The sequence below is a fragment of the Staphylococcus hominis subsp. hominis genome (assembly GCF_002901845.1).
In the GTDB taxonomy this organism is placed as follows: Bacteria; Bacillota; Bacilli; order Staphylococcales; family Staphylococcaceae; genus Staphylococcus; species Staphylococcus hominis.
This window is the reverse complement of record NZ_PPQE01000025.1, coordinates 1,033,089-1,059,382: the sequence shown is the minus strand read 5'-3', so window position 1 is coordinate 1,059,382 and position 26,294 is coordinate 1,033,089. Positions and strand designations below refer to the sequence as shown.

Annotated in this window: 26 protein-coding genes, 2 riboswitches and 1 other annotated feature; of the genes, 18 read left to right on the top strand and 8 right to left on the bottom strand. The window is 31.1% G+C overall.

Annotated features, from left to right (window positions below; genetic code table 11):
* The first annotated feature begins 102 nt into the window (after positions 1 to 102).
* Positions 103 to 215, top strand: a riboswitch (SAM riboswitch).
* 114 nt (positions 216 to 329) lie between these two features.
* The 3 genes from metK to CD034_RS06705 all read left to right on the top strand — a co-directional run bounded on the left by metK (position 330) and on the right by CD034_RS06705 (position 3,485).
* Entirely contained in the window at positions 330 to 1,526 is a 1,197-nt protein-coding gene (metK, locus tag CD034_RS06715) for a methionine adenosyltransferase (protein ID WP_002449627.1), read from the top strand.
* Between the two features lie 98 nt (positions 1,527 to 1,624).
* Entirely contained in the window at positions 1,625 to 2,536 is a 912-nt protein-coding gene (locus CD034_RS06710; RefSeq protein ID WP_002449668.1) for an NERD domain-containing protein, read from the top strand.
* A gap of 115 nt (positions 2,537 to 2,651) precedes the next feature.
* Positions 2,652 to 3,485 carry an aldo/keto reductase gene (locus CD034_RS06705; RefSeq protein WP_002449660.1) on the top strand — a complete coding sequence of 278 codons (834 nt, stop codon included), beginning with the start codon at positions 2,652 to 2,654 and terminating at the stop codon, positions 3,483 to 3,485.
* A gap of 60 nt (positions 3,486 to 3,545) precedes the next feature.
* Here the strand turns inward: CD034_RS06705 and CD034_RS06700 are convergent, their stop codons facing one another.
* The 3 genes from CD034_RS06700 to CD034_RS06690 are packed head-to-tail and all read right to left on the bottom strand — an operon-like array spanning position 3,546 to position 4,609.
* Positions 3,546 to 3,899 (bottom strand): fluoride efflux transporter FluC, encoded by a 354-nt coding sequence (locus CD034_RS06700; protein WP_002455169.1) that lies wholly within the window; start codon positions 3,897 to 3,899, stop codon positions 3,546 to 3,548.
* Entirely contained in the window at positions 3,896 to 4,261 is a 366-nt protein-coding gene (crcB, locus tag CD034_RS06695; protein WP_049430783.1) for a fluoride efflux transporter CrcB, read from the bottom strand. Before crcB ends, CD034_RS06700 begins: the two co-directional genes overlap by 4 nt.
* A gap of 39 nt (positions 4,262 to 4,300) precedes the next feature.
* The gene (locus CD034_RS06690; RefSeq protein ID WP_049430780.1) at positions 4,301 to 4,609 is read right to left on the bottom strand and encodes a hypothetical protein; all 309 of its coding nucleotides are present in this window, start codon (positions 4,607 to 4,609) and stop codon (positions 4,301 to 4,303) included.
* Positions 4,610 to 4,854: 245 nt separating this feature from the next.
* Between CD034_RS06690 and CD034_RS06685 the strand changes: the two genes are divergently transcribed.
* Both CD034_RS06685 and CD034_RS06680 read left to right on the top strand, forming a co-directional pair.
* A complete protein-coding gene (locus CD034_RS06685; RefSeq protein WP_002455171.1) occupies positions 4,855 to 5,568 on the top strand; it encodes a transaldolase in 714 nt (237 codons plus the stop codon).
* Positions 5,569 to 5,766: 198 nt separating this feature from the next.
* Complete coding sequence (locus tag CD034_RS06680; RefSeq protein WP_002449665.1) at positions 5,767 to 6,231, top strand: hypothetical protein; 465 nt, start codon at positions 5,767 to 5,769, stop codon at positions 6,229 to 6,231.
* Here the strand turns inward: CD034_RS06680 and CD034_RS06675 are convergent.
* Both CD034_RS06675 and CD034_RS06670 read right to left on the bottom strand, forming a co-directional pair.
* Positions 6,206 to 6,652 (bottom strand): competence protein ComK, encoded by a 447-nt coding sequence (locus tag CD034_RS06675; protein ID WP_002449640.1) that lies wholly within the window; start codon positions 6,650 to 6,652, stop codon positions 6,206 to 6,208. The genes CD034_RS06680 and CD034_RS06675 overlap by 26 nt on opposite strands.
* Positions 6,639 to 7,124 carry a sigma-70 family RNA polymerase sigma factor gene (locus tag CD034_RS06670; protein ID WP_255296323.1) on the bottom strand — a complete coding sequence of 162 codons (486 nt, stop codon included), beginning with the start codon at positions 7,122 to 7,124 and terminating at the stop codon, positions 6,639 to 6,641. Before CD034_RS06670 ends, CD034_RS06675 begins: the two co-directional genes overlap by 14 nt.
* A gap of 208 nt (positions 7,125 to 7,332) precedes the next feature.
* Here CD034_RS06670 and CD034_RS06665 point away from each other — a divergent pair, with 208 nt between their 5' ends.
* The 7 genes from CD034_RS06665 to ribH all read left to right on the top strand — a co-directional run bounded on the left by CD034_RS06665 (position 7,333) and on the right by ribH (position 14,196).
* Complete coding sequence (locus CD034_RS06665; RefSeq protein ID WP_002449634.1) at positions 7,333 to 7,557, top strand: hypothetical protein; 225 nt, start codon at positions 7,333 to 7,335, stop codon at positions 7,555 to 7,557.
* A 246-nt stretch (positions 7,558 to 7,803) separates the two neighbouring features.
* On the top strand, positions 7,804 to 8,652 hold the full coding sequence (sagB, locus tag CD034_RS06660) for a peptidoglycan release complex glucosaminidase SagB (RefSeq protein WP_037554400.1): 849 nt from the start codon (positions 7,804 to 7,806) through the stop codon (positions 8,650 to 8,652).
* 297 nt (positions 8,653 to 8,949) lie between these two features.
* Entirely contained in the window at positions 8,950 to 10,437 is a 1,488-nt protein-coding gene (locus tag CD034_RS06655) for an FAD/NAD(P)-binding protein (protein ID WP_002455174.1), read from the top strand.
* Between the two features lie 150 nt (positions 10,438 to 10,587).
* A riboswitch (FMN riboswitch) is annotated at positions 10,588 to 10,723 on the top strand.
* Between the two features lie 123 nt (positions 10,724 to 10,846).
* Complete coding sequence (gene ribD / locus CD034_RS06650; RefSeq protein WP_002449616.1) at positions 10,847 to 11,890, top strand: bifunctional diaminohydroxyphosphoribosylaminopyrimidine deaminase/5-amino-6-(5-phosphoribosylamino)uracil reductase RibD; 1,044 nt, start codon at positions 10,847 to 10,849, stop codon at positions 11,888 to 11,890.
* 6 nt (positions 11,891 to 11,896) lie between these two features.
* Positions 11,897 to 12,529 (top strand): riboflavin synthase, encoded by a 633-nt coding sequence (ribE, locus tag CD034_RS06645; RefSeq protein ID WP_002455175.1) that lies wholly within the window; start codon positions 11,897 to 11,899, stop codon positions 12,527 to 12,529.
* Positions 12,530 to 12,540: 11 nt separating this feature from the next.
* Entirely contained in the window at positions 12,541 to 13,725 is a 1,185-nt protein-coding gene (locus CD034_RS06640) for a bifunctional 3,4-dihydroxy-2-butanone-4-phosphate synthase/GTP cyclohydrolase II (RefSeq protein ID WP_065581330.1), read from the top strand.
* A 12-nt stretch (positions 13,726 to 13,737) separates the two neighbouring features.
* Positions 13,738 to 14,196: a 6,7-dimethyl-8-ribityllumazine synthase gene (gene ribH / locus CD034_RS06635; protein ID WP_002455177.1), complete on the top strand. Its 459-nt coding sequence runs from the start codon at positions 13,738 to 13,740 to the stop codon at positions 14,194 to 14,196.
* A 51-nt stretch (positions 14,197 to 14,247) separates the two neighbouring features.
* Here the strand turns inward: ribH and CD034_RS06630 are convergent, their stop codons facing one another.
* Positions 14,248 to 15,249, bottom strand: a complete 1,002-nt coding sequence (locus tag CD034_RS06630; RefSeq protein WP_002455178.1) for a proline dehydrogenase family protein — start codon at positions 15,247 to 15,249, stop codon at positions 14,248 to 14,250.
* Positions 15,250 to 15,457: 208 nt separating this feature from the next.
* Between CD034_RS06630 and CD034_RS06625 the strand changes: the two genes are divergently transcribed.
* Positions 15,458 to 16,285: an alpha/beta fold hydrolase gene (locus CD034_RS06625; RefSeq protein WP_002449637.1), complete on the top strand. Its 828-nt coding sequence runs from the start codon at positions 15,458 to 15,460 to the stop codon at positions 16,283 to 16,285.
* 320 nt (positions 16,286 to 16,605) lie between these two features.
* Complete coding sequence (locus tag CD034_RS06620; protein ID WP_002449620.1) at positions 16,606 to 17,007, top strand: transcriptional regulator, SarA/Rot family; 402 nt, start codon at positions 16,606 to 16,608, stop codon at positions 17,005 to 17,007.
* A gap of 59 nt (positions 17,008 to 17,066) precedes the next feature.
* On the opposite strand, the gene mnmM is transcribed toward CD034_RS06620, so the two are convergent.
* Both mnmM and mnmL read right to left on the bottom strand, forming a co-directional pair.
* Complete coding sequence (mnmM, locus tag CD034_RS06615) at positions 17,067 to 17,627, bottom strand: tRNA 5-(aminomethyl)-2-thiouridylate-methyltransferase MnmM (protein ID WP_002455180.1); 561 nt, start codon at positions 17,625 to 17,627, stop codon at positions 17,067 to 17,069.
* Positions 17,624 to 18,583: a tRNA modification radical SAM protein MnmL/YtqA gene (gene mnmL / locus CD034_RS06610; protein WP_002455181.1), complete on the bottom strand. Its 960-nt coding sequence runs from the start codon at positions 18,581 to 18,583 to the stop codon at positions 17,624 to 17,626. Before mnmL ends, mnmM begins: the two co-directional genes overlap by 4 nt.
* Positions 18,584 to 18,694: 111 nt before the next feature.
* Between mnmL and CD034_RS06605 the strand changes: the two genes are divergently transcribed.
* The 4 genes from CD034_RS06605 to CD034_RS06590 form a co-directional block, all read left to right on the top strand.
* A complete protein-coding gene (locus tag CD034_RS06605; RefSeq protein ID WP_049418251.1) occupies positions 18,695 to 19,879 on the top strand; it encodes an MDR family MFS transporter in 1,185 nt (394 codons plus the stop codon).
* A gap of 66 nt (positions 19,880 to 19,945) precedes the next feature.
* Positions 19,946 to 20,136: a binding site (T-box leader), on the top strand.
* A gap of 47 nt (positions 20,137 to 20,183) precedes the next feature.
* A complete protein-coding gene (gene leuS / locus CD034_RS06600; RefSeq protein ID WP_103288223.1) occupies positions 20,184 to 22,598 on the top strand; it encodes a leucine--tRNA ligase in 2,415 nt (804 codons plus the stop codon).
* Positions 22,599 to 22,616: 18 nt separating this feature from the next.
* A complete protein-coding gene (locus CD034_RS06595) occupies positions 22,617 to 22,928 on the top strand; it encodes a rhodanese-like domain-containing protein (protein WP_002449646.1) in 312 nt (103 codons plus the stop codon).
* A 246-nt stretch (positions 22,929 to 23,174) separates the two neighbouring features.
* The coding region (locus tag CD034_RS06590) for a SasC/FmtB family protein (protein ID WP_219727362.1) at positions 23,175 to 26,294 on the top strand (3,120 nt) is incomplete at its 3' end.

The following is a 26,294-nucleotide window of genomic DNA, read 5'->3' as shown; positions in this document are numbered from 1 at the left end:
GTATAACATAATGATTTAATTATTCCATTGTAAATAAAAGAACATTTAAAATTCAAAATTGACAATTCTAATGTATTTATGTAGTATAGGTCTTAACGGATTCTCTTATCCTGAGTGGTGGAGGGACATGGACCCAATGAAACCCAGCAACCTCTTTTTTTAAAAGAAAGGTGCCAAACCGTTTGCAGACGCAATATTTGTCTGAACGATAAGAGCGAATGGACGTTTAAGAGCCTTCTCTCTATCTAGGTAGTTGAGAAGGCTCTTTTATTTTAAGCTCATTGTCAAAAGAGAATTTTCGTAAATATAGTTAAAAAAAGGAGCAAATCATGACTTATAATAAACGTTTATTTACATCAGAGTCAGTGACAGAAGGGCATCCAGATAAAATCGCCGATCAAGTATCTGATGCGATTTTAGATGAAATTTTAAAAGACGATCCTAATGCACGTGTCGCTTGTGAAACAACAGTAACAACAGGTATGGCTTTAATTTCTGGTGAAATTTCAACGTCTACATATGTAGATATTCCTAAAGTAGTACGCGAAACAATCAAAAATATTGGTTATACAAGAGCTAAATATGGTTACGATTATCAAACAATGGCTGTTTTAACAGCTATTGATGAACAATCACCTGATATTGCCCAAGGTGTAGATAAAGCACTTGAGTATCGCAATGATATATCTGAAGAAGAAATTGAAGCAACAGGTGCCGGAGACCAAGGATTAATGTTTGGTTATGCAACAAATGAAACAGAAACATATATGCCGCTTCCAATCTTTTTATCACATCAACTAGCGAAACGCTTATCAGATGTGCGTAAAGACGGTACCTTAGATTATTTACGTCCAGATGGTAAAGTTCAAGTAACAGTAGAATACGATGAAAATGATAAACCTAAACGTATTGATACGATTGTGGTATCTTCTCAACATGCTGAAGACATTGAATTAGAACAAATTCAAAAAGATATTAAAGCGCATGTCATTTATCCAACTGTACCTGAAGGTTTAATTGATGATGAAACTAAATTCTTTATTAATCCAACTGGTCGATTTGTTATTGGGGGTCCTCAAGGAGACGCTGGTTTAACTGGAAGAAAAATTATCGTAGACACATATGGTGGTTATGCTCGTCATGGAGGCGGTTGTTTCAGTGGTAAAGATCCTACAAAAGTAGACCGCTCTGCCGCATATGCAGCTAGATATGTTGCAAAAAATATTGTAGCAGCTGGATTAGCTGAGCAATGTGAAGTGCAATTAGCTTATGCAATTGGTGTAGCAGAACCTGTATCTATTGCTATTGATACATTTAAAACTGGTAAAGTTTCTGAAGGCCAATTAGTTGAAGCGGTAAGAAAACACTTTGATTTGAGACCAGCAGGTATCATTAAAATGCTTGACTTAAAACATCCTATTTACAAACAAACAGCTGCATACGGACACTTTGGTCGTACTGATGTATTGTTACCATGGGAAAAATTAGATAAAGTGAATGTCCTAAAAGATGCCGTTCAAAAATAATGTAGGATATACATCAATCAATTAGGTTAAACCTCGAAATTATCGTTTATTTCTATTATAATAGATAGATATTGACAGTTTAAAAGGAGCGTTATCTAATGAATTCATTTGGACCGATTGAGATTGGTTTAATTGTAGCGATAATCATAGCGATTATATGTTTTATTCTATTTTTAGTTGCCTTGAAAAGTAAAAATAATATGAAACACAAAGCGAGTGAAGAATACAATCTCAAGGAACAACAACTCAAATCTTCACATGAGGAAGCACTTGAAAAAGAACGTATTGAAAATAAAAAACAAGTAACGAAACAAAAAGAAGAATTTGAAGCTACAGTTAATGGAAAAGAACGTGAAATTGATGCTTTGAAATTATTTTCTAAAAATAAAAGTGAATACGTGACTGATATGAGACTCATTGGTATTAGAGACCGTTTAGTTAAAGAAAAACGTATTAGACGTGAAGATATGCATATAATGGCTAATATATTTTTACCAAGTAATGAGTTTAATAATATTCAACGCATTAGTCATCTTGTGCTTACTAGAACTGGGTTATATATCATTGATTCACAATTATTAAAAGGTCATGTGTATAATGGAATTAGCGGCGCACAATTTCAAGAATTACCAATGCTGAAGCAAGTATTTGATACACTTGATTTAAACACACAAGCGCCTCAAACGTTAGTGCTTGATCAACATGAAGATAATCATTCGAAACTATCATTTATTAATTATTCTGATCAACTTTCTGCAATTGAGAATTTAGCTACAGATTTACAAACAGAATTAGGACTTAAATATAAGCCAACATCAATTTTATATTTTAATCCTAAACATGATAAAGACGTAACGATTTCAAACTATGCACAAAGCTCAAGTGTTAAGGTTTTAGTTGGTCCTGAACAACTTGACGAATTCTTTAACAAATTTGTATTCCATGGACGTATTCAATATAATGTCGATGAATTACAAAATATTATGGATAAAATTGAATCATTTAACTAAGAGAGGCTACCATCAAAATTTAAAATTTTGATGGTACTTTTTTTATTACAAGCGATGTTCATAAATATACTTTTAGGGTATATACAGAATAGTTATTTTTAAAGGAGGAAGTAAAATGGACTATATTGAATTCTATAATGGAAATCAAATGCCAATGTTAGGACTTGGAACATTTCGAGTAGAAAACGACGATACTTGTAAAGAAGCAGTTAAACATGCCATTGAATCTGGGTATCGTAGCATAGATACTGCTAAAGTATATGGAAATGAAGAACAAGTAGGCCAAGGTATCAAAGAAGGATTAGAATCAACAGGTTTAAATAGAGAAGATATTTTCGTAACATCAAAATTATTTTTCGAAGATTTCGGACGTGAAAATGTGGCTCAAGCCTACGAAACTAGTATCCAAAAACTTGGGTTAGATTATTTAGATTTATATTTAGTACATTGGCCAGGGACAAATGAAGCCGTAATGATTGATACATGGAAAGGTATGGAAGATTTATATAAAGATAATAGAGTTAAAAACATTGGGGTTAGTAATTTCAATCCAGATCATTTTGAAGCATTATTGGCACAAGTTTCAATTAAACCAGTCATTAACCAAGTAGAATTTCATCCATACTTTACTCAAGAAAAACTTAGAAAATATTTAGAAGCGCAAAATATTTATATGGAATCTTGGTCACCATTTATGAATGCTCAAATTTTAAACGATGAAACGTTAAATGAAATTGGTAAAGAAGTTAATAAAACAGCAGCACAAGTTATTATTAAATGGAATATGCAACATAATGTCGTCGTTATTCCCAAATCAGTTACATCAAGCAGAATTGAAGAAAATATAGATGTATTTGATTTTGAATTATCAGCAGATCAAATGAAACGAATTGATGATTTAAATAAAGATCAACGTATAGGACCTGATCCAGATACATTTGAAGGTTAATCAATTTAATTAAAAAAGAGTGAACTTGTAGGTTAATTGACTACACAGTTCACCTTTTTGTTATATTATAAAACCAATCCAACAAGCAATAAATCCTATAACAAATTGCAATAGAGAATACATCATAAATTTAAAAAGTTTGAAAGACGGTGTTAGACATTGCGCAAGCTCATAAGACATGGTTGAAAATGTCGTTAAACCTCCTAAAAATCCGGTAATAAAAAACATATGTATCCAGTTTAAGTGAATAGAGAGCCCAGTCGTTAAACCAATGAGAAAACTTCCCATCCAGTTGACGATTAAAGTAGCAATAGGTATTGAAGTAGACCATTTGGATTTAGTGACATCAGTTAGCCATGCTCTAACGACAGCGCCAAAACCACCGCCAATCATAATTAAAAGAGCTTGTATCAAGATGTAAGACCTCCTAATTTCATACCTATCCAGCACAAGATAACACCAAAGCAATAACTCATAAACGCATAAACCACAGCTAAGATAATATGATGGCTGTAAAGTAATGTGACTAACTCAAATTGAAATGTTGAAAAGGTTGTTAAAGCGCCTAAAAAACCAGTTGTAATACCTTTTTTAATTTTAGGATGATCTTTAAATAATTTAATCATTACTACAGATAGATAACCCATAAGAAAAGCACCTGACAGGTTAGCTATCAATGTGCCAATTGGAAAGATGCTACTCTGATTTATAAAGGAAAACAAAAATCTTAATAAAGCGCCCAACATACCACCTATAAACACGGTTAAATATTGCATAGTATACTCACCTTTATATAACATTTTATGCGTATTTGATTATGAAAAAATGCCAAATGTTGTAACAGAAGCAAAAATATGGAACAAAATTACTACTAATATGACATAAGGTAATATTTTAGAAGTAGTCTTAATCCAATCTTTATTTTTATAATTTAAATGTTTAATTGCTTTATCAGAAAATATAATTGAAGCAATAAGGATGATAACATTTACAATACTACATGCAATTAATAAATTTTTTATTGATTTAAATTGAATACTTAATAAAGGATTAAATGTATTAAAATAAAAGCTAATAATTAAAAGAATCACTGATATATATAAATATTTTTTTGATTTAGACATAACATACCTCCGATTTATATCATTAAATAATATTACCACATTTAATTTCATTTTTAATAGTACCTTTATCATAAGGTTTTAATTTTCAGAAAATTCAAAGCAAAACATTCGCATACACAAAAAAAGCATGATATAAATAACATAACGAAATAGTAAAACATACTGTACATAAAAAATAATTATACATATGGTGTCTTTTCATAAAGCAAGCTATATTCGTAATATAAATGAGAAGGGAAGATTTTATGACTCAATTAAATGTAGAAGTATTTGCTGATGGTGCAGATATCGAACAAATGAAAGCTGCATACAAAAATAAAGAAGTAGATGGTTTTACAACAAATCCTAGCTTAATGGCAAAAGCAGGTGTAACAGATTATAAAGCTTTTGCAGAAGAAGCAGTACGTGAAATTCCTGATGCTTCTATATCATTTGAAGTATTCTCAGATGATTTAGACACAATGGAGAAAGAAGCAGAAATTTTAAAGCAATATGGTGACAATGTGTTTGTAAAAATTCCAATTGTGAACTCAAAAGGTGAATCTACAATTGAATTAATTAAAAAATTATCAGCTGATCATGTTCGTTTAAATGTAACTGCTGTTTATACAATTGAACAAGTTAAAGCTATTACAGAAGCAGTGACCGAAAGTGTACCTACATATATCTCTGTCTTTGCGGGGCGTATTGCTGATACGGGTGTAGATCCACTTCCTTTAATGAAAGAATCTGTAAAAGTCGCACATAGTAAACATGGTGTTAAATTATTATGGGCAAGTTGCCGTGAAGTGTTCAATGTTATTCAAGCTAATGAAATTGGCGCCGATATTATCACTTGTCCATCAGATGTTGTTAAGAAAGTTAACAATAATCTTGGACGCGATATTAATGAATTGCCAGTAGATACAGTTCAAGGATTTGCAAAAGATATTAAAAGTTCTGGACTATCTATATTATAAAATCACTATATCTAAATTATGACCAACCGAGTCTAAGACTACAAACATGTCTTAGACTCGGTTTTAGTGTTATATGAATATCAAAGAGAAGGAGTAATAAAGTATCTTGAGTTGTATCTTTCTTTTTTATTGAGTTTGTTTTAAAATCGGTGTTCAGTTAAAATTTATGAATATAATTAAATAGAAAGGAATTAAGTTATGGAGGAAACTGCTTTTAGAGAAAAAGTAAGAAAACAATTGTGGTTTTTAAATAAAAAAGAAAAGCAATTATTAGAACATACTTTTGAACAAAATAATGCTTCATTTAATAATGCAGAACAGAAATTTATGAAACCTACTCGTTTTGCTAATCAATTTTTACAGGTTCATATCTTTCGAAATAAACATTTTTCAAATGGATATTTGTTCTTATTAATTATATTATTTGTTCTCGCATACATCCTATTACTAGGATGGTTTTTAGCTGGATTTATCGCAAGTTTAGCAGTAGTCAATCAATTTATAAATCCTAAAGCAGAATTAAGTTTAATCTATCGTGTATTAATCTTAGTTTTTGCCATTATTAGTTTGATTGTCAGTTTGTATCTCATAAGATTTGTGACTGCTTTGTTTACTAAAAGATTACTTGAATATAAGTTTAATGAAAAGAAGTCGTCTTATTAATTAAATAGGCTAATAGAATACTTTCTTGCCATTTTTTATAAACTAAAATGTAAGGCTCATCGACTATGCATTGAACTGAATTATCAAAGATAATAATGGTTTTATTTTGAGAAGACGTTAATCCAATAATACGTTGAGCATTAAAATATATTTGTATGGGTGCGCGTTGATGTTTGATTGGAAATAAAATGATGTCTTTAGAAATATAAATAGGAACTAGTTTATTGATAGATAATAAGCGTTTAGCTAATTTAAGTTGTTGCGTATATGATTTATTAAATTGTTCTAGATAGTATATGACTATCTTTTTAATATGAAATGGTAGAATCATTTCATATGTTTTAAAACAACATTTAGTCTGAATTGTTGAACCTTCTAAAGTTTGAATGTATAACAAATCGAAAGTATTATGAGGTAACATGCCAATCACCTTCTAAATAATATTGCTGAAGTTTGATACGGGCAGAAGATTTATATTTTTTAATTGTAGTGTCTGAGACATTCATCTTTTTAGCGATTTCATATTGTTTGTATCCATGAAGATAATATATCAGCCATTGATATTCATTTGAATTTAAAATATATTTGAAATCATTAAAAAAAGATTCATCTTTCAATGTATAAGTTAAAGAATGAGGTAACGCTGCAATATCTAGGCAATCAATCTTCAATTGCTCCTTTCTAAAAAGATCAATAAGATAAAACTTTAATCGCTGATAGATAAAAGAGGACAAAGATACAGAGGAAGATGGGTTATAAATTTTGGAGATTTCCCACAATTTTATTAATAATAGTTGATAAAATTCATCATAATTATAAGTGATACGGTATTGTCTTAACAAATGATGAATCATCTTATGATATTTTATGTGTAATGAACTAAAATCTGAAATATTTATTCTTTCTCCTTAGTTATGTACATAAACAATATTTCCGGATGTATAAATTCTACATGAGGTATCGTGAATTTTCATTTGCTTAATTTAATAAATAGGTGTTAAATAGTAAACATAGAATCGTTGGATTGGATGATATATAGCTTTAACAAGTTTGTAAGATTAATATTCGACATTTGTACAATAAAATATAGGAGGTATGAAGTTGGATTACGCACATTTAAATCTTGAGCACTTTTTTGCAAGACATGATGATTTAGACGTTATTAGAGATCGTTCTGAATTTGTAATGATAAATAATTTTACAAATGAAATGATGTATCGTGATGGTGATATTGAAGGGACGATTGATTTAAATCAATATTATTATAAAAATAGATCGCAAGCTGTCAGTTTTATTATGATGGATTATAAAAGAAATAACGAATAATTAAATATGTTAACCTTACTACAAATAACTATATTTATTTAATAGATAAAAATCATTGAGTAATGAAATGTTGAGTATTTCATTACTTTTATTTTTTTGTTAAATTTCAATTTTGTTACTTTTATTTTATGAATATGTAACATTATAATTATAAAATTGTTTAAGAGAATTAAAAATGTTAAAATTTATTATCATGGAAGACTTTTCTATAAATGAAATTACAACATTAACCTAAGAGGTGTGAATATGACAAAGCACAGAAAAGGTTCTATTATAGGCCTAATAGGGTTACTTATTATTTTAGTAGCAGCTGGCTTCATTTTTTTCTCAATGATTTCTGATCAGATATTTTTCAAAAAAGTAAATGAAGTAGAGAAAGTTCAGCATGTGAACGTCACGCTTGATAAAGCTGCTGCAAAACAAATAGATAACTATACAAGTCAACAAGTATCGAATAAAAATAATAATGCATGGAGAGATGCATCAGCAAGTGAAATTAAAGTTGCAATGGACAGCAGTAAATTTATCGATGATGATAAACAAAGATATCAATTTTTAGATTTATCTAAATATCAAGGTATTGATAAAAATCGTATCAAACGTATGTTGTTCGATCGACCTACACTATTGAAACATACTGATGCTTTTGTAAATGCTGCAAAAGAAAAACGTGTCAATGAAGTCTATTTAATTTCTCACGCATTATTAGAAACAGGTTCAGTAAAAAGTGAACTGGCGAATGGTGTAAATATTGATGGTAAAAAATATTATAATTTTTATGGTGTTGGAGCTTTAGATGAAGATCCAATCAAAACAGGTGCTGAATATGCGAAAAAACATGGTTGGGATACACCAGAGAAAGCAATTAAAGGTGGCGCAGATTTTATTCATAAACACTTCCTATCTCACGATGATCAAAACACATTATATAGCATGAGATGGAATCCTATGAATCCTGGTGAACATCAATATGCGACTGATATTAAATGGGCTGAAAGTAATGCGGAAATTATTGCTGATTTCTATAAAGAAATGAAAACTGAAGGTAAATACTTCAAGTTGTATGTTTATAAAGATGATCAAAAACATCAATAATCAAAATAAAAACCAACATTATCTTTTTAATTAGATGATGTTGGTTTTTTTATTTATTCTGCTTTGTTTTTTCTTGAAGCCCAAGTAAATCCAATGATAAAAACAATTAATGTTTTTAATAAAAATTTCATTGTTTAGTCACCTCAATATTTAAATTTTAACATAGTTACACATGATTATTTATGCTTTGAAATGGATAATCGTGTTAATAGTGAAACGTTTTGAAGTCGAGAATCGTATTGGTATAATATGATAATATTCAACATAATACAAATATATAAAAGGATGATGTTAAATATGCGAGTAGCAATTATAGGTATGGGTACAGCAGGTGTGAGTGTACTTAGACAACTCGTTAAACATAAAGACTTTAAGCAATTAAAAGTCGATGTCTACGATAATGAATTTAATATGGGGCAGGGTGTTCCTTTTCAAAATGATAGTAGTCAATTATTAATTAACTTACCCACTAAAAATATGAGTTTAAATCTAGATGATGATGAAGAGTTTTGGAAATGGTATCAAACACAATCTGATTTTACGTTTAAAAATCCAAAGTATTTACCAAGATTTGTTTTTGGCCATTATATGAAATCATACTTATCAAATTATGAGACATTATATGATAACCTTACAGTTATTAAACAACCAGTACAAGAAGTCTTCATTAATTCAAATATAGATGAAACCACATTGAAATATTATGTCTGTACGTCTAAAGATATGAAGCATTGTCAAGTATATGATTACATATTTTTAACTATAGGTACTTTATCATATCACGACCCTTATCATTTAAAAGGCATAAAAGGTTATATTCAAACTCCTTACCCTACATATAATACTTTAGATGATGTACAAGAATCTGATGATATTGCTATTATTGGAACAGGATTAGCTAGTTTAGATGTAGTGCGTTATGTAGCGTTTCATCACCCTAAACTACCTATCACAATGACGAGTCGTTCTGCTCAATTACCTAGCGTAAGAGGAAACATGAAAAAAATTGAGTTTCAATATTTAACGAAATCTAAATTTAATGATATTAAAGATAAGTATTTTGGAAATGTACCATTAGAGAAAGCATTCGATTTATTTAAAGAAGAGTGTGAATTAAATGGTATTGATTTACAGAAATTGGTTCATCGCCGAACAGGGGACACGATTAAAGATTTAAATTATGATTTAGAACATCCTAATGAGATAGGTATATTCCAAACATTAATAGAGAATGTCAAAGAAAATTTAAATTGGATTTGGAATAGTTTTAGTCGTCAAGATCAAATTGAATTCGATAAACGTTTCACTAAAATTATTCAACTTAACTCAAATCCTATGCCTCCAAGAACTGCAAAACTCATCAAGCAATTAATAAAAGATGGTTCATTAGTGATTAGAAAGGATTTAGAAGATGTGGTACATAAAAATGGAATATTTAATTTAAAATTCAAACATGATGAACAATGGTATCCACATCATATTATTATTAATGCAACAGGTTCTAAAACACATTTAAAAGATTTAGATGAAGATGATCAATTTATCTTAAATCTTCAAAATCGACAAATTATTCAAGCTCATCCTATGGGTGGAATACAAAGTATCCCAGAAACAAATCAGGTGATTAGTCCAAGATATGGTACTTTAAATAATATGATTGCTATTGGACAAATCACTAATGGAGTAAATAAATTGCGTAATGGAGTAAAAATGATTGTTAATCAAGCGGTAAGTGCAGTGGATTACTTATATGAAATTCGAAAAGAATTTGATCATAAAGCATAATGCTTTACACAATAATGAATAAATGTCTCTTTAAGAGTTAAATTTAAAAATCAAATTGAAATTCTTTATTTGTAATTTTCCAAAAATAAATGTAAGATGATATATGTAGCACTAAACTACAATGACTCAAATTTAATCACAATTTCATACGTATTCTTTCGGGGCAGGGTGTAATTCCCAACCGGCAGTGATTAAGCCTGCGACCCACTTAATCTTAATTTATTAAGTGGCTGATCTAGTGAGACTCTAGAGCCGACAGTAAAAGTCTGGATGGGAGGAAGAATCAATCACATCATTACTGAATGATGTATAAGCATGCACAATATAAAAATTGTAGTACGCTTATTTAAGTATATATACATGCCCTATGCCTGTGAAACAGGTATGGGGTTTTTTTAGAGGTGATAAATTGAGTGAATTTATGAAATATGCAATTCAATTAGCACAAATGGTGGAAGGACAAACTGGAGTTAATCCTCCTGTTGGCTCAGTTGTTGTGAAGGATGGGCGTATTGTGGGACTAGGTGCACATTTAAAGCAAGGAGAGAAACATGCGGAAGTTCAGGCTTTAGATATGGCACAAGATAAAGCAAAAGGCGGCACAATTTATATTTCTCTTGAACCTTGTACACATTATGGATCAACACCACCTTGTGTGAATAAAATTATTGAACATGGGCTTAGTAAAGTGATTTATGCTGTAAAAGATACGACGTTATCTTCTGAGGGAGATATCATTCTTGAAAAAGCAGGTATTGAAGTTGAGTATCAATATTCAGAAGAAGCTTTTGCTTTGTATGAGGATTTCTTCAAAGCAAAACAACATAAAATTCCTGAAATTACAGTAAAAGTCTCGACTTCGTTAGATGGTAAACAAGCGACTGATAGTGGACAAAGTCAGTGGATTACGAATAAAGCAGTAAAACAAGATGTATATCGTTTAAGACATACTCATGACGCAGTATTAACTGGTAATGGAACGATTGAAGCGGATAATCCACAATATACAACACGTATTCAAGAGGGTAAACATCCAATAAGAATCATACTATCTAAGCGAGGCCAAATTGATTATTCAAAACAGATATTTCACGATCAATTAAGTGAAATTTGGATTTATACTGAAAATCATGAACTAAAAAGTCCAAGTCATCATATAAAAATAATATATTTAGAAACATGTAATTTAAAATCTATTTTATCTGATATATATCAAAGAGGTGTCGGCAGATTATTAGTAGAAGCTGGACCTCAAATAACTTCAGAATTTCTCCAATCTAATTATTTAGACCATCTTATTATTTATTATGCCCCGAAAATAATAGGCGGTATTGGAAAAAATCAATTTTATCAAACTGATAATGTCATTGATTTAGCTGATGCGCCACAATTTGAAGTGATTTCTACCGAGTCTATTCAACAAAATATTAAAATGACACTGCGAAAGAAGTGAAGATAAATGTTTACAGGTATCGTTGAAGAAATAGGTACTGTAAAAAGTATTCGCACTCAACAATCCGTAAGGACATTAGATATTTCATGTCAAAAAATCATAGAAGATATGCATATTGGTGATTCTATAAGCGTAAATGGTGCGTGTTTAACAGTCATTGATTTTAAACAAAATCAATTTTCTGTCCAAGTGATTAAAGGTACTGAAAATAAAACATATTTAGCTAATATTAAAGAAAATGATGAAGTCAATCTTGAACGAGCAATGTCAGGTAGTGGACGTTTCGGAGGACATTTTGTATTAGGTCATGTAGATGCAAAAGGAACAATTATAAATATCAGAGAAACGCCTAATTCACGCATTGTATCTATTAAGGCATCTGACTCGGTTATCAAACAAATGGTTAAGCAAGGTTCTATTACTGTTGATGGCGTAAGTTTAACAATTTTTGACTTGCATCAACATAGTTTTGATATCCATCTTATTCCTGAAACAAGACGTTCAACGATTCTTTCTAACAAAAAGATGGGCGATGAAGTGCATCTTGAAACAGATGTATTATTTAAATATGTTGAAAGTATAGTTGGTAAAAATAAATCTGATTTGTCAGTTGATAAATTAAAAGCATATGGTTTTTAGGAGGGGCTTAAATGAAATTCGATAGCATTGAAGAAGCGTTAGAAGCATTAAGAAATGGCGATAGTATTATTGTAGTAGATGATGAAAATCGTGAAAATGAAGGTGACTTAATTGCGGTCACTCAATGGATGAAAGACGATACCATTAATTATATGGCCAAAGAAGCGCGTGGATTAATTTGCGCTCCTATAAGTTCGCAGATTGCTGAACGTCTAAATCTTAAAACTATGGTTGATGGTAATACAGATGACTACGGTACAAATTTCACTGTAAGTATCGATCATATCTCTACTACTACAGGAATTAGTGCATTTGACCGTACAGCAACAGCGAAAGCGTTAATTAATCCTGATTCTAAACCAGAAAGTTTCCATAAACCCGGACATTTATTTCCTTTAGTGTCTAAGGAAAAAGGTGTATTAGTTAGACCAGGACATACGGAGGCTGCTGTAGATTTAGCTAAATTAACAGGTGCTGCACCTGCTGGAGTTATATGTGAGATAATGAATGACGATGGTACGATGGCAAAAGGTAATGAATTACAACAATTTAAAGAGCGACATCAATTAAAAATGATTACAATTGAAAGTTTAATTAATTATCGTCGTAAACAAGAAAGCGAAGGTATTGAACTTAAAGCAACTGTAAAAATGCCAACGGATATTGGTAATTTTAAAATGTACGGTTTCCAATCTCAATATACACATGAAGATATTGTTGTACTTGGCAAAGGAGAACCACGTACAACTGAAAATGTAAGACTACATTCTGCTTGTTTAACAGGTGATATTTTCCACAGTCAACGATGTGATTGTGGCGCTCAATTAGAAGCATCAATGAAATATATAAATGATCATGGCGGATTAATTATTTATTTACCACAAGAAGGTAGAGGCATTGGTTTAATGAATAAACTAAAAGCTTATGAATTAATTGAGCAAGGACATGATACGGTTACTGCAAACTTAGCATTAGGTTTTGATGAAGACTTAAGAGATTATCATATAGCTGCTCAAATTCTTAAATATTTTAACGTTCAACAAGTTAATTTATTAAGTAATAATCCTAAGAAATTTGAAGGCCTGGAAGATTATGGTATAAAAGTTGCAGAGCGTACAGAAATTATTGTGCCAGAAACGGAACATAATCATCATTATATGGAAACAAAAAAATCGAAAATGGGACATCTTATTTAGGAGGAATCTAGAATGAATTTTGAAGGTAAATTAGTCGGTACAAATTTAAAAGTTGCAATAGTAGTGAGTAGATTTAATGATTTTATTACCAACCGTTTATTAGATGGAGCGAAAGATACATTAGTAAGACATGGTGTAGATGAAGATAACATTGATGTTGCATATGTACCAGGTGCATTTGAAATTCCACTTGTTGCTAAAAAATTAGCGCAAAAAAATGATTATGATGCAGTGATTACTTTAGGCTGTGTCATTAGAGGTGCAACATCTCATTATGACTATGTTTGTAATGAAGTTGCTAAAGGCGTATCAAAAGCAAATGATGTTACGAATACACCAGTCATTTTCGGTGTTTTAACAACTGAAAGTATTGAACAAGCAGTTGAAAGAGCGGGTACGAAAGCAGGTAATAAAGGTGCAGAAGCGGCAGTAAGTGCAATTGAAATGGCAAATTTACTTAAACAGTTTTAATTAATGTAGAGCGTCTCGATAATTTTATGGATTATCGAGACGCTCTGTATTTCAACGTTGTAGTAATTTCACAACACCAGATACTAATGTAAGTGTTCCTAAAGCTAGTCCACTAACTAAGCCAATTTTTTTAAGTGCTTCTGTTGAAATAAATTCTTGATAGGCAAGGGAAAGGTTTTGAGGTCTCTCAGCCAGGCGACGCATGAAATAAGCAAACCAGTCATTGCCATATGGAACATAAACGGTAAAGTGATATCCTTGTCTAGCAATCTCTTCTGCTAATTCATTACGAAAACCATACAACATTTGAAATTCAAAAGTGTTTTTTTCAATATGATGATCTTTTACAAATTGTTTAACATGGTTAATGATTTTATCATCATGTGTGGCAATTGACGTAAAGTTTTTGGCGTTAAGTAAACGTTTTTCAATAATATTTATATAATTTTTGTCAATATCTTTTTTACTTTGATAAGCAATCGTATCATTTTCTTTATAAGCACCTTTGACCAGTCTTAATCGTAATTCTGGGTACTTATCAATTAATTTTTCTGCCTCAAAAAGGTATCCTTGAATAACTGTACCGACATTTCTAAATTCCCCTTTTAATCTGTCTAAAATTTGTAATGTTTGTGATAAGCTATTATATTTTTCCATATCAATATTAATATGCATATCATCATAGGTATTAGCCTTTAATAAAATTTCTCTTAAATTTTGGTAGGCTAACTCGGTATCAAATTCACCGCCTAATGAACTCACTTTCACCGACATATGTGCACTCACTTGATATTTATTAATAGCTTCCATTATCTCAAGAATCTCATTTTTAGCTTGAGTCGCTACTGCTTTATTATTAACAAATTCTCCAAGATTATCTACAGTAACATCAATATGTTTAGCGTTTAAACATTCAATCGTATCAATGAGTTGTTCTATAGTATTACCCGCAACAACTCTATTAGCACCCATAGTCGGTCCGATTTTTTTAGCCATTTCATTTAAATATGTACTATTTGATAATGTTATGAAAAAATCTCTGAATAAAGACATATCTATTCCTCCATCCCACTCTTATCTATCTCTATAACAAGTTTAGCATGAATATATCATTTGAGAAAGCGTTTACATTTTGGAGGTGACATACGTTTAAATTCATTAGTCATAAATTAAGAAAATCGATATATTGTTTAACAACAATTAAAGGTATAATTTGATATAATACATTTGATAAACATTCAATTAGAGAGGACTTAAAAATATGTGGAAGTGGGAAACAGAACATGACGCTAAAGGCGTAATCATCATAGTACATAATATGTTAGAACATACTGGTAGATATGCGTATGTGATTACGATGTTGAGACGTAATGGTTATCACGTAATTATGGGTGATTTACCTGGACAAGGTCAAACTTCACGAGCTAACAGAGGTCAACTGCAACGATTTGAAATTTATCATGAACAATTAGTTGAATGGATAAAAATTGCAAACGAATACAAATTACCAACATTTGTTATGGGTGTTGGATTAGGTGGTTTAATTATTCTCAATTTACTTGAAAAGACTGAACTACCTATTGAAGGCATATTACTACTCTCTCCAATGCTTGAATTAAAGAAAAATTATAAAACACGAAAAAATATGTTTATATCTAATATTGGAAAGAGCTCAAAAGATACACAATTTAAATTAGGAATAGATTATGAAGATTTAACTCGTAATTCAGAAGTGATTGATGAGACAAATCATGACGGATTGATGTTAAAGAAAGTATCTTACAAATGGTTTAACATTATTAATGAAACAATGAGAGACACATCACAACATATTAAAGATATCAAACCGTTACCCACTTTATTAATGTATGGTACTGAAGATAAAATCTTAGAAACGTCTTCAATAGATATTTTAAAACAACAATTTCTTGCAGATGAATTTTATTTTAAAGCGTGGAAAGGGTTTTATCATGAGATTCACAATGAACCTGAACGAGATCAAGTCATGAGATATATATTAACTTTCTTGAATAATAGTGTAAATACAATGGGATTTATTGTACAAGAAGAAGACATTGAGGAAATATAAGATAATTTTTTAAAAATCTATAAAAATAGCTCGTAGAAGACAGGGATCTACGAGCCTATTCTATATCAAAAATATGGTGATAATATTATAAATGAGTTAAAATTACAATATAAGTAGAATTATAACTATCAATTACTTTTTATAAATTGTATGAATTTAGTATTAGATTTATAATATAAATGTTGAATTAAAAAATATAGTTGATATATTACTGAAAAATAAATTGTATTGAATTTTTAAAAACGCCAAATCGTATAAACTTAATAATAAATTGAATTATAATTATTATACATAATATGAGAGATCAAGGGGAATGAATTATGAAATTACAAAAAAAAGAAACGGTATCCATGGTATTGAAATTAGAGAAATTATTGAAGGATATAGATTCTATATTTAGAATTATTTATGAGAAGTATCATTTAAATAAAGAAGAAGTACTTATTTTATTAACGTTATGGGAAAAGGGGCCTATGACATTAAAAGAGATGGATCAATACGTTAATATCAAGTCATATAAACGAACAAGAACGTATAATAATTTAGTTCAATCTGATTGGGTTTACAAAGAGCGTCCCATTGACGACGAACGTACGGTTATTATCCATTTTAATGAAGAAAAAAATAAATATAGAAATGAATTATTAGATTTTATTACTACTATTATTAAAAGAAAATATGAATCTTTAGAAAATAGTTTGAATTCATTGATGAGTGTTTAATATAAAAAACCCATAAATTAAAACTACGATTTGATGTTTTAATTTATGGGTTTTAAAATTTAGCGTTTTTCAATCGCACATATAAAAGGTGCATGATTAACTTGATTGATAAATTGATATTTTAATATGTGTGCTTTACTTTGATCAAAGTTTTCGAGATATTTTAATAATTCATCTCTTTCGATTTGTCCTTCCTTATGTCCATGATAAATCACTAGTACAATAATACCTTCTGTACTTAATAGTTTAAAAATACTTTCAATAGCTTGAATAGTTGTTTCAGGTTTAGTAACAATGGTTTTATCACCTTTAGGCAGATATCCCAAATTGAAAATAGCTGCATCCACGTTTCCGATGACATCACTTGGTATATCATTTAAGATATTTTCATGTCCATCATGTATCAACGTAACATGTTTAAAGGATACTATTTTTTCTTTTGTATGTTCAATAGCTTCTTTTTGTATATCGAAACCAAACACTTTGCCATTTGGAACCTGTTCTGCTAAAAATAGGGTGTCATTTCCATTACCACACGTAGCATCAATGACAATGCTATCATCTTGAATATGTTGCTTGATAAGTGTTTTAGCAAAAGGAAGAATACGTTCTAATTTCATGAATTCACCTTATTATTAGATGTGTAAAACTTACCTTGATAAGATTCACGACGTGCTAATTCATCATCTATTTCATTGAGAACTTCCCACTTGTTAACACTCCACATTGGTCCTACCATTAAATCAATCGGTCCATCTCCAGTAATACGATGAATAATCATGTCTGGCGGAAGGATTTCAAGTTGATCACACACTAAGTTTGTATAATCTTCTTGAGTCATAAATTCAAGCATACCTTTTTCGTATTGTTTGACCATTGGTGTACCTTTAAGTAAATGTAATAAATGGATTTTAATACCTTGCACATCCATTTGTGCCACTTCTCGTGCTGTTTCCATCATCATATGATAATTTTCACCTGGTAAGCCATTAATAATGTGTGTACATACGTTAATATTATGTTTACGCAATTTAGCTACACCTTCGTAATACGTTTGCATATCGTGCGCACGATTAATTAAATCAGAGGTTTTCTGATGAACTGTTTGAAGACCAAGTTCCACCCATAAATAAGTACGTTGATTTAGTTCAGCTAAATATTCAACCACATCATCTGGCAGACAATCTGGACGTGTAGCGATAGATAAACCAATAACTCCTTCTTCTTTTAACACAGGTTCATATTTTTCTTTTAAAACTTCTACAGGTGCATGGGTATTTGTAAATGCTTGGAAGTAAGCAATATATTTACCTTCACTCCATTTTTCATGCATTCGTTCTTTAATTTGTTGGAATTGTACTTCAATTGGATCGGCTCTATTTCCTGCAAAGTCACCACTACCAGCTGCTGAACAAAACGTACAACCGCCATGTGCGACAGTACCGTCTCTATTTGGACAGTCAAATCCGCCATCTAGAGCAACTTTAAAAATTTTCTGTCCGAATTTATTTTTTAAATGGTAATTCCATGTATGATATCGTTTATTTTCAAAGGCATACGGGAAATACTTACCCATAACACATTATCCTTTCTATCTAACTTAGTTCTAAGTAAAGATTTTAACATATTTTAATGTTATAGTGTTTATTATAGTTCGATAAAAATATAAAGAGAGGACTTAAAAATTATGAATATACCTAGATCAGTATGGTGGCTAGTTATAGGAATGGCATTAAATATAACTGGTTCTAGCTTTTTATGGCCTTTAAATACGATTTATATGAAAGAAGAATTAGGAAAAAGCTTGACAGTTTCTGGGATTGTTCTAATGATTAATTCTTTTGGAATGGTAGTTGGTAACTTACTAGGTGGAACGTTGTTCGATAAGTTAGGTGGTTACCGTACAATCATGATAGGTACTATTACTTGTTTGCTTAGTACAACATTACTTAATTTCTTTCATGGATGGCCGTGGTATGCAGTTTGGTTAGTGCTACTTGGTTTTGGTGGAGGAATGATTGTTCCAGCAATCTACGCAATGGCTGGTGCCGTTTGGCCTAATGGTGGCAGAACAACTTTTAATGCTATCTACTTAGCTCAAAACATAGGTGTTGCTGCTGGAGCTGCAATGGGAGGTTTCGTTGCTGAATTTAGCTTTAATTTTATCTTCTTAGCTAATTTAATCATGTACGTATTATTTGGAATTGTAGCCTTTACGCAATTTAATTTAGAATACCATGCTAAAGTGAAATCACCAGATAGTCTAGATATCCAAAGTAAAGAAAATAAAAAACGTTTTATAGCTTTAATATTATTATGTGCCATGTTTAGTATTTGTTGGATTGGATACATTCAATGGGAAACAACAATAGCCTCATTTACGCAACAAATTAATATTTCAATGTCTCAATATAGTGTATTGTGGACGGTAAATGGAATTATGATTTTAGTTGCACAACCATTAATTAGACCAGTCATTCGTTTGTTAAAAGGAAACTTAAAATATCAAATGTTTGTTGGTATTTTAATTTTTATGTTGTCATTCTTTGTTACAAGTTTTGCAGAACAATTTACCGTCTTCTTAATAGGAATGATTATTCTTACTTTTGGTGAAATGTTTGTATGGCCTGCAGTACCAACGATTGCCAATTATTTAGCGCCACAAGGTAAGCAAGGTCAATATCAGGGTGTAGTAAATTCTGCATCAACTGTGGGGAAAGCATTTGGTCCTCTAATCGGGGGTATATTGGTAGATACATTCAATATGAGTGCAATGTTCATAGGAATGATCATTCTTTTATTAATAGGAATGTTTTTCTTATCTATTTTTGATAAGGGTCTACCGAAACAATCACAACATGAAAATCGTTGAAAGATAACTTGAAAATTAAACATATAAAATATGATGAACCACTTGCAATTAGGTTACGAATCTCATAATATTAAACTGTATTGGAGTAGTAACTTAAATACTTTTCTAAAGAGAGCTAGTGGTGGTGCAAACTAGCGTTAAGAATTAAGTGAACTTACCGTTAATTAATTGAATTTAAAACATCTCTTACTATTATAAAGTGCACATGTAAAATGTGAATGAGGGTGGTACCGCGGCTAAAGAAAGTCGTCCCTGTCAAAAGTAATAGTTTGAGGTGTTTTATTTTTATTAGGAGGAAAATACTTTGGGTTATAATCACAAAGAGATTGAAAAGAAATGGCAAAATTATTGGGCTGAGAATAAAACATTCAAAGCAAACGATAATTTAGGTCAAAAAAAATTCTATGCATTAGATATGTTTCCATATCCATCTGGTGCGGGATTACACGTAGGACATCCAGAAGGATATACTGCAACGGATATTATTTCTCGTTATAAACGTATGCAAGGATATAATGTATTACATCCAATGGGTTGGGATGCCTTTGGATTACCCGCTGAGCAGTACGCGTTAGATACAGGGAATGATCCTAGAGAATTTACTAAAAAGAATGTTCAAACATTTAAACGTCAAATTCAAGAACTAGGTTTTAGTTATGATTGGGATCGAGAAGTTAATACTACAGATCCTGAATATTATAAATGGACGCAATGGATTTTTATTCAGCTTTATAATAAAGGACTCGCATATGTAGATGAAGTTGCAGTAAATTGGTGTCCGGCACTTGGTACAGTGTTATCAAATGAAGAGGTTGTAGATGGTGTATCAGAACGTGGAGGTCATCCTGTATATAGACGTCCGATGAAACAATGGGTATTAAAAATTACAGAATATGCCGATCGTTTATTAGAAGATTTAGATGAATTAGATTGGCCTGAATCAATTAAAGATATGCAAAGAAACTGGATTGGTCGTTCTGAAGGTGCACGTGTGTCATTTAATGTTGAAAATACTAATGACACTATTGATGTGTTTACAACACGTCCAGATACTATCTACGGTACAACATTCTTAGTACTTAGTCCTGAACACGCGTTAGTGAATGAAATTACTACTGATGACAAAAAAGAAATGGTTAAACAGTATCAAGAAGAAGCATCAAAAAAATCAGACTTAGAGCGTACTGATTTAGCAAAAGATAAATCAGGTGTGTTTACTGGAGCGTATGCTATTAACCCATTATCAGGTAAGAAACTTCCAATTTGGATTGCTGATTATGTATTATCGACTTATGGTACAGGTGCAGTTATGGCAGTACCAGGACATGATGAGCGCGACCATGAATTTGCTAAGAAATTTGATTTACCTATCATTGAAGTTATCGAGGGCGGAAATGTTCAAGAAGAAGCATATACTGGAGAAGGTGCACATATCAATTCTGGCGAACTAGATGGGCTAGATAATAAAGAAGCAATTTCTAAAGCAATTACTTTACTCGAAGCCAAAGGTGCTGGCGAGAAAAAAGTGAATTACAAATTACGTGACTGGTTATTTAGTAGACAACGTTATTGGGGAGAACCAATTCCAGTGATTCATTGGGAAGATGGTACGATGACAACTGTGCCTGAAGAAGAACTTCCATTATTACTTCCTGAAACTGATCAAATCAAACCATCTGGTACGGGAGAATCACCATTAGCGAATATTGATGACTTTGTAAACGTTGTTGATGAAAAAACAGGCATGAAAGGACGTCGCGAAACAAATACTATGCCACAATGGGCTGGTAGTTGTTGGTATTATTTACGATATATTGATCCACATAATGAGAATATGTTAGCGGATCCAGAGAAATTAAAACATTGGTTGCCGGTAGACTTATATATTGGTGGAGTAGAACATGCTGTACTTCACTTACTGTATTCAAGATTCTGGCATAAAGTATTATATGATTTAGGTGTAGTTCCTACGAAAGAACCATTCCAAAAATTATTCAACCAAGGTATGATTCTCGGTGAAGGCAACGAAAAAATGAGTAAATCTAAAGGTAATGTTGTTAATCCTGATGATATCGTAGCATCCCATGGCGCAGATACATTACGCCTATATGAAATGTTTATGGGACCATTAGATGCAGCTATAGCATGGAGTGAAAATGGATTAGATGGCTCTAGACGTTTCTTAGATCGTGTATGGAGATTATTCATTAATGAAGATGGGTCATTATCTAATAAAATTGTTGAAAATAACGACAATTCATTAGATAAAGTTTATAATCAAACAGTTAAAAAAGTGACTGAAGACTTTGATACTCTTAACTTTAATACGGCAATTAGTCAATTGATGGTATTTATCAATGATTGTTATAAAGCGAATAATATTTACAAACCTTATGTAGAAGGATTTGTTAAAATGTTAGCACCAATTGCCCCTCACGTTAGTGAAGAGTTATGGCAACGTTTAGGCAATAAAGAAACTATTACGTACCAACCTTGGCCTACGTATAATGCATCATTACTTGTAGATGATGAGATTGAAATTGTAGTGCAAGTTAATGGTAAAGTAAGAGCGAAAATCAATATTCCTAAAGACTTATCTAAAGAAGATACGCAAGAGTTAGCATTACAAAATGAAAATGTTAAACTATCTATAGAAGGTAAAGAGATTAAAAAAGTTATTGTTGTACCTCAAAAATTAGTGAATATCGTTGCAAAATAATGAAAGAGGAGTTTTATAATGGAATCAATTACAGTAGATCAATTAAAAGAGAAAATACTAGGATCTAATCCAGTAAATATTATCGATGTGCGAACAGATGAAGAAACTGCAATGGGTACAATTCCTGGTGCTAAAACTATTCCAATGGATCAAATTGCTGATAACTTAAATCAATTTAATAAAAATGAAACGTACTACATCGTTTGTGCTGCAGGTGTTCGTAGTGAAAAAGTAGCGAACTACCTTGAAAATGAAGGTATTCATGCAGTTAATGTTGAAGGTGGCATGCAAGCATGGGGTGATGAAGGTATTGAAATAGACAGTATATAATGATTTATAGATATTTAAACAATAATACAGAAAAACAGCGAAGTTATGATTCTTCGCTGTTTTTTTATAATTTAACTTATTTTTAATATTTTTATATTATTTAGTTGTAGTACTTTTAATTTTATTATGATATTATATTTAAGTGTGAATATAATATTATGTAAGTGATAGTAACAACTATAGCATACATAAAACATTTTCATTATAACAATTGACATCAAGAGAGAACATCAAGGAGGAAACATAATGAATCTTTTTAAAAAACAGAAATTTAGTATTCGTAAATTTAGTGTGGGGACATTTTCAACGCTAATTGCTACATTAGTGTTTTTATCACATCCTGGTCATGCAGCAACTCATGATGCAGAAACAAATACAAGTGCTCCACAAACGAATGAAAGTGCGACGATTAATAAACAAAATACTAATATTGAACAACCACATAATGAAACAACGTCAGCAAATACATCTAATTCAAATGAAAATAATCGAAATAATGAAAGTAATACTTCAAGTGATTATTCAATTAACCGTGAACGTGAAGAAGGTACAGTGAATAATGTAATTAATAGCACTGAAAATAATACAAATCATAATGAGAAAGTAACAACTAATGACGTAGTTAGTAATGAAAATAATCATGAAACTACAAACGTTAATCAACCACATAGAAGAGGGAAACGTTCAGTAGATAACACTCCTAGTACTACAAATACAGATCCGATGGCTGTAAATGAACAAAATACTGGTCAAATCATTAATGGGACATTTACAGATAATTCACAGGGTGCGACGATACCGACTAAGAATTTAGAGTCTGCAATGAATGAAGCAAATACTGTACCGGGTTGGCATGTAAATAGTAATGATCAAACCATCATTCCATTAATTTGGGGTCCTAAATCGTTGCCCGCATACAATCCTTATATATTCGATAAAACCAATAATAAAATTGGTGTAGTACTATCAAAATATAATGGTAACTTTAATCAAGTTCCAGGTATAGCTGATCCTACAGTAGGATCAATTTACCAAGATGTTGATGTTACTCCTGGATCAGAAATCCAATTACATTATATTTCTAGTAGTATGAATAATATATGGGGGGTTAATGGTGCAAGAGTGTATATTTACGATGCGAATAATCCTTCTACACTTTTATATAAAGGAACTCCGGATATATTACAGAACCCAATTGGTAACTTTGTAGGTGTATTTCAAGTGCCAGAAACAGTCTCACGATTAAGATTAAGATTTGAATCGGCATTAAATCGTAGTACTGATTCTACTAATGGACATAGACTCCTTACTGGTCCTAATAACTTTGGAGGCGGAGTGTTAGCTGATGTTACCATTAATAGTGGCGCATATTTAACTGCGACAGTAAATAATACACACTACTTTGCACAATCTGGATCCATAAATGCTGATCGAGTTTATCAAGAAATAGGGTTTAGAATTGAAAATAGAGGACATTCTAGTTCAAATAAAACAGAATATACGATTGTTTTACCAGAAGATGTGACATATGTATCTACAAAAAATGCTACTGGAAAATTTAATGCAGCAACTAAAGAGTTAACAGTTAAAATAGATCGACTTGAAGCAGGAGCAAGTAAAAATATTTCTATAGGATTATCCTTACCAACTGATCGACCAATTGAAAAAGAATTCTTAGGACATTTGACTTATGTTACAGATGGTATAAATATGAATAGGTTAAGTGATTCTAAAGATTTTGGACGTAATAATGGTGATCACTATACAAGATACGGTGTGCATAATGAATTTGTAAGTGTTGATTCTGCTATGCGACAAGGAGATATTGTATTAGATAAACAAACCATTACAGTTAAAATGTATAAGCAACATTTGAGAGACAAAGTAACAGAAATTGAGGATGATTTAGCCAATCTTGATCAAAACGATAATTCACCTGAAGTATGGGAAGCAATGCAAGTGATACTTAGAAAAGCTAAAGAAGTATTAGCTGAAACAGATGAGATGCCTATAAGTGAATTGAAAGATCAAGCAACGATTAATAGTATCGATTTAAATTTAGATAAAGCACATGCTAAATTATCATTAGACAAAGTTGCAAGAACTAAAAGAGCGCTCTTTATGGGTAACGATACAGCTACAATTGAAGAAAAAAATGCTGTGATTGAGCAAGTGAATCAAGCACTACAATCTAGTTATACAACTGTTGATCAATCAATGACTTCAAATGATGTAGCAACAAATAAAGACACTGGAATTAATGAAATTACAATGATTGATCTTACTCCAACAGTAAAGCAAGCAGCAATTGATGAATTAACTGAAAGAGCAAATGCTAAAAAAGTAGAGTTTGATAATAATCCTGATGCAACAGTAGAAGAAAAAGAAGCTGCAAAAGCAACGATTGATAATTTAGTGTCAGAGGCTACAACAAATATTATGAATGAAACTACAAATAATGGTGTAGCGCAACAAAAAACAAGTAGCATAGATAGTGTGAATGCTGCTACTATAACTCCAACTGTTCGAAGTAACGCTAGAACTGCAATAGATAATATAGCATCTGCAAGAAAAGTTGAAATAGATAAGGATAATAATGCAACTTTAGAAGAAAAAAATGCAGCCAAAACTGAAATAGACAATTTAGTAGCTAGAGCAAAAGCAGATATTAACAGTCTAAATCACAATAATGAAATTGAAATATTAAAAGAAAACAAAGTAAACGAGATATCACAAGTAGTAGCGCATCCAGTAAAGAAAAATGCTGCTACACAAGCAATTGATCAAGCCGCTATAGCTAAAAAACAAGCAATTGATTTAATAGAAGATGCGACTATAGAAGAAAAAGAAGTCGCAAAGGCAAAAGTAGATAAAATAGTAATCGAAGCTAAAAATAACATTAATCAAGCAACTACTAATTCAAGTGTAGATGATGCACAAAATGAAGGAATAACTGCAATTAATGCAGTTACTCCAGAAGTGGTTAAAAAATCAGATGCAAGAGATACAATCGATGAGGTAGCCCGAATTAAAAAAGCAGCAATTGATCAAACACCTGATGCAACAGTAGAAGAAAAAGAGGCAGCAATAGCGAAAATAGATCAAGAGGTTACTAAGGCTAAGGAACAAATTCATCAAGCACTAAAAAATGAAAATGTAGATACTGCTAAAACAAATGGTACGAATTTTATTAATGCAATCCAACCAGAAATTACGAAAAAAATGAAAGCAAGAGAGGCAATTGATGAAGTAGCTAGAGCTAAGAAAGAAGCAATTGATCGAACACTAGATGCGACAACAGAAGAAAAAGAAGCTGCAAAAGCGAAAGTAGACCAAGCGGTAACGGAAGCCAAAGCTCATATCAAT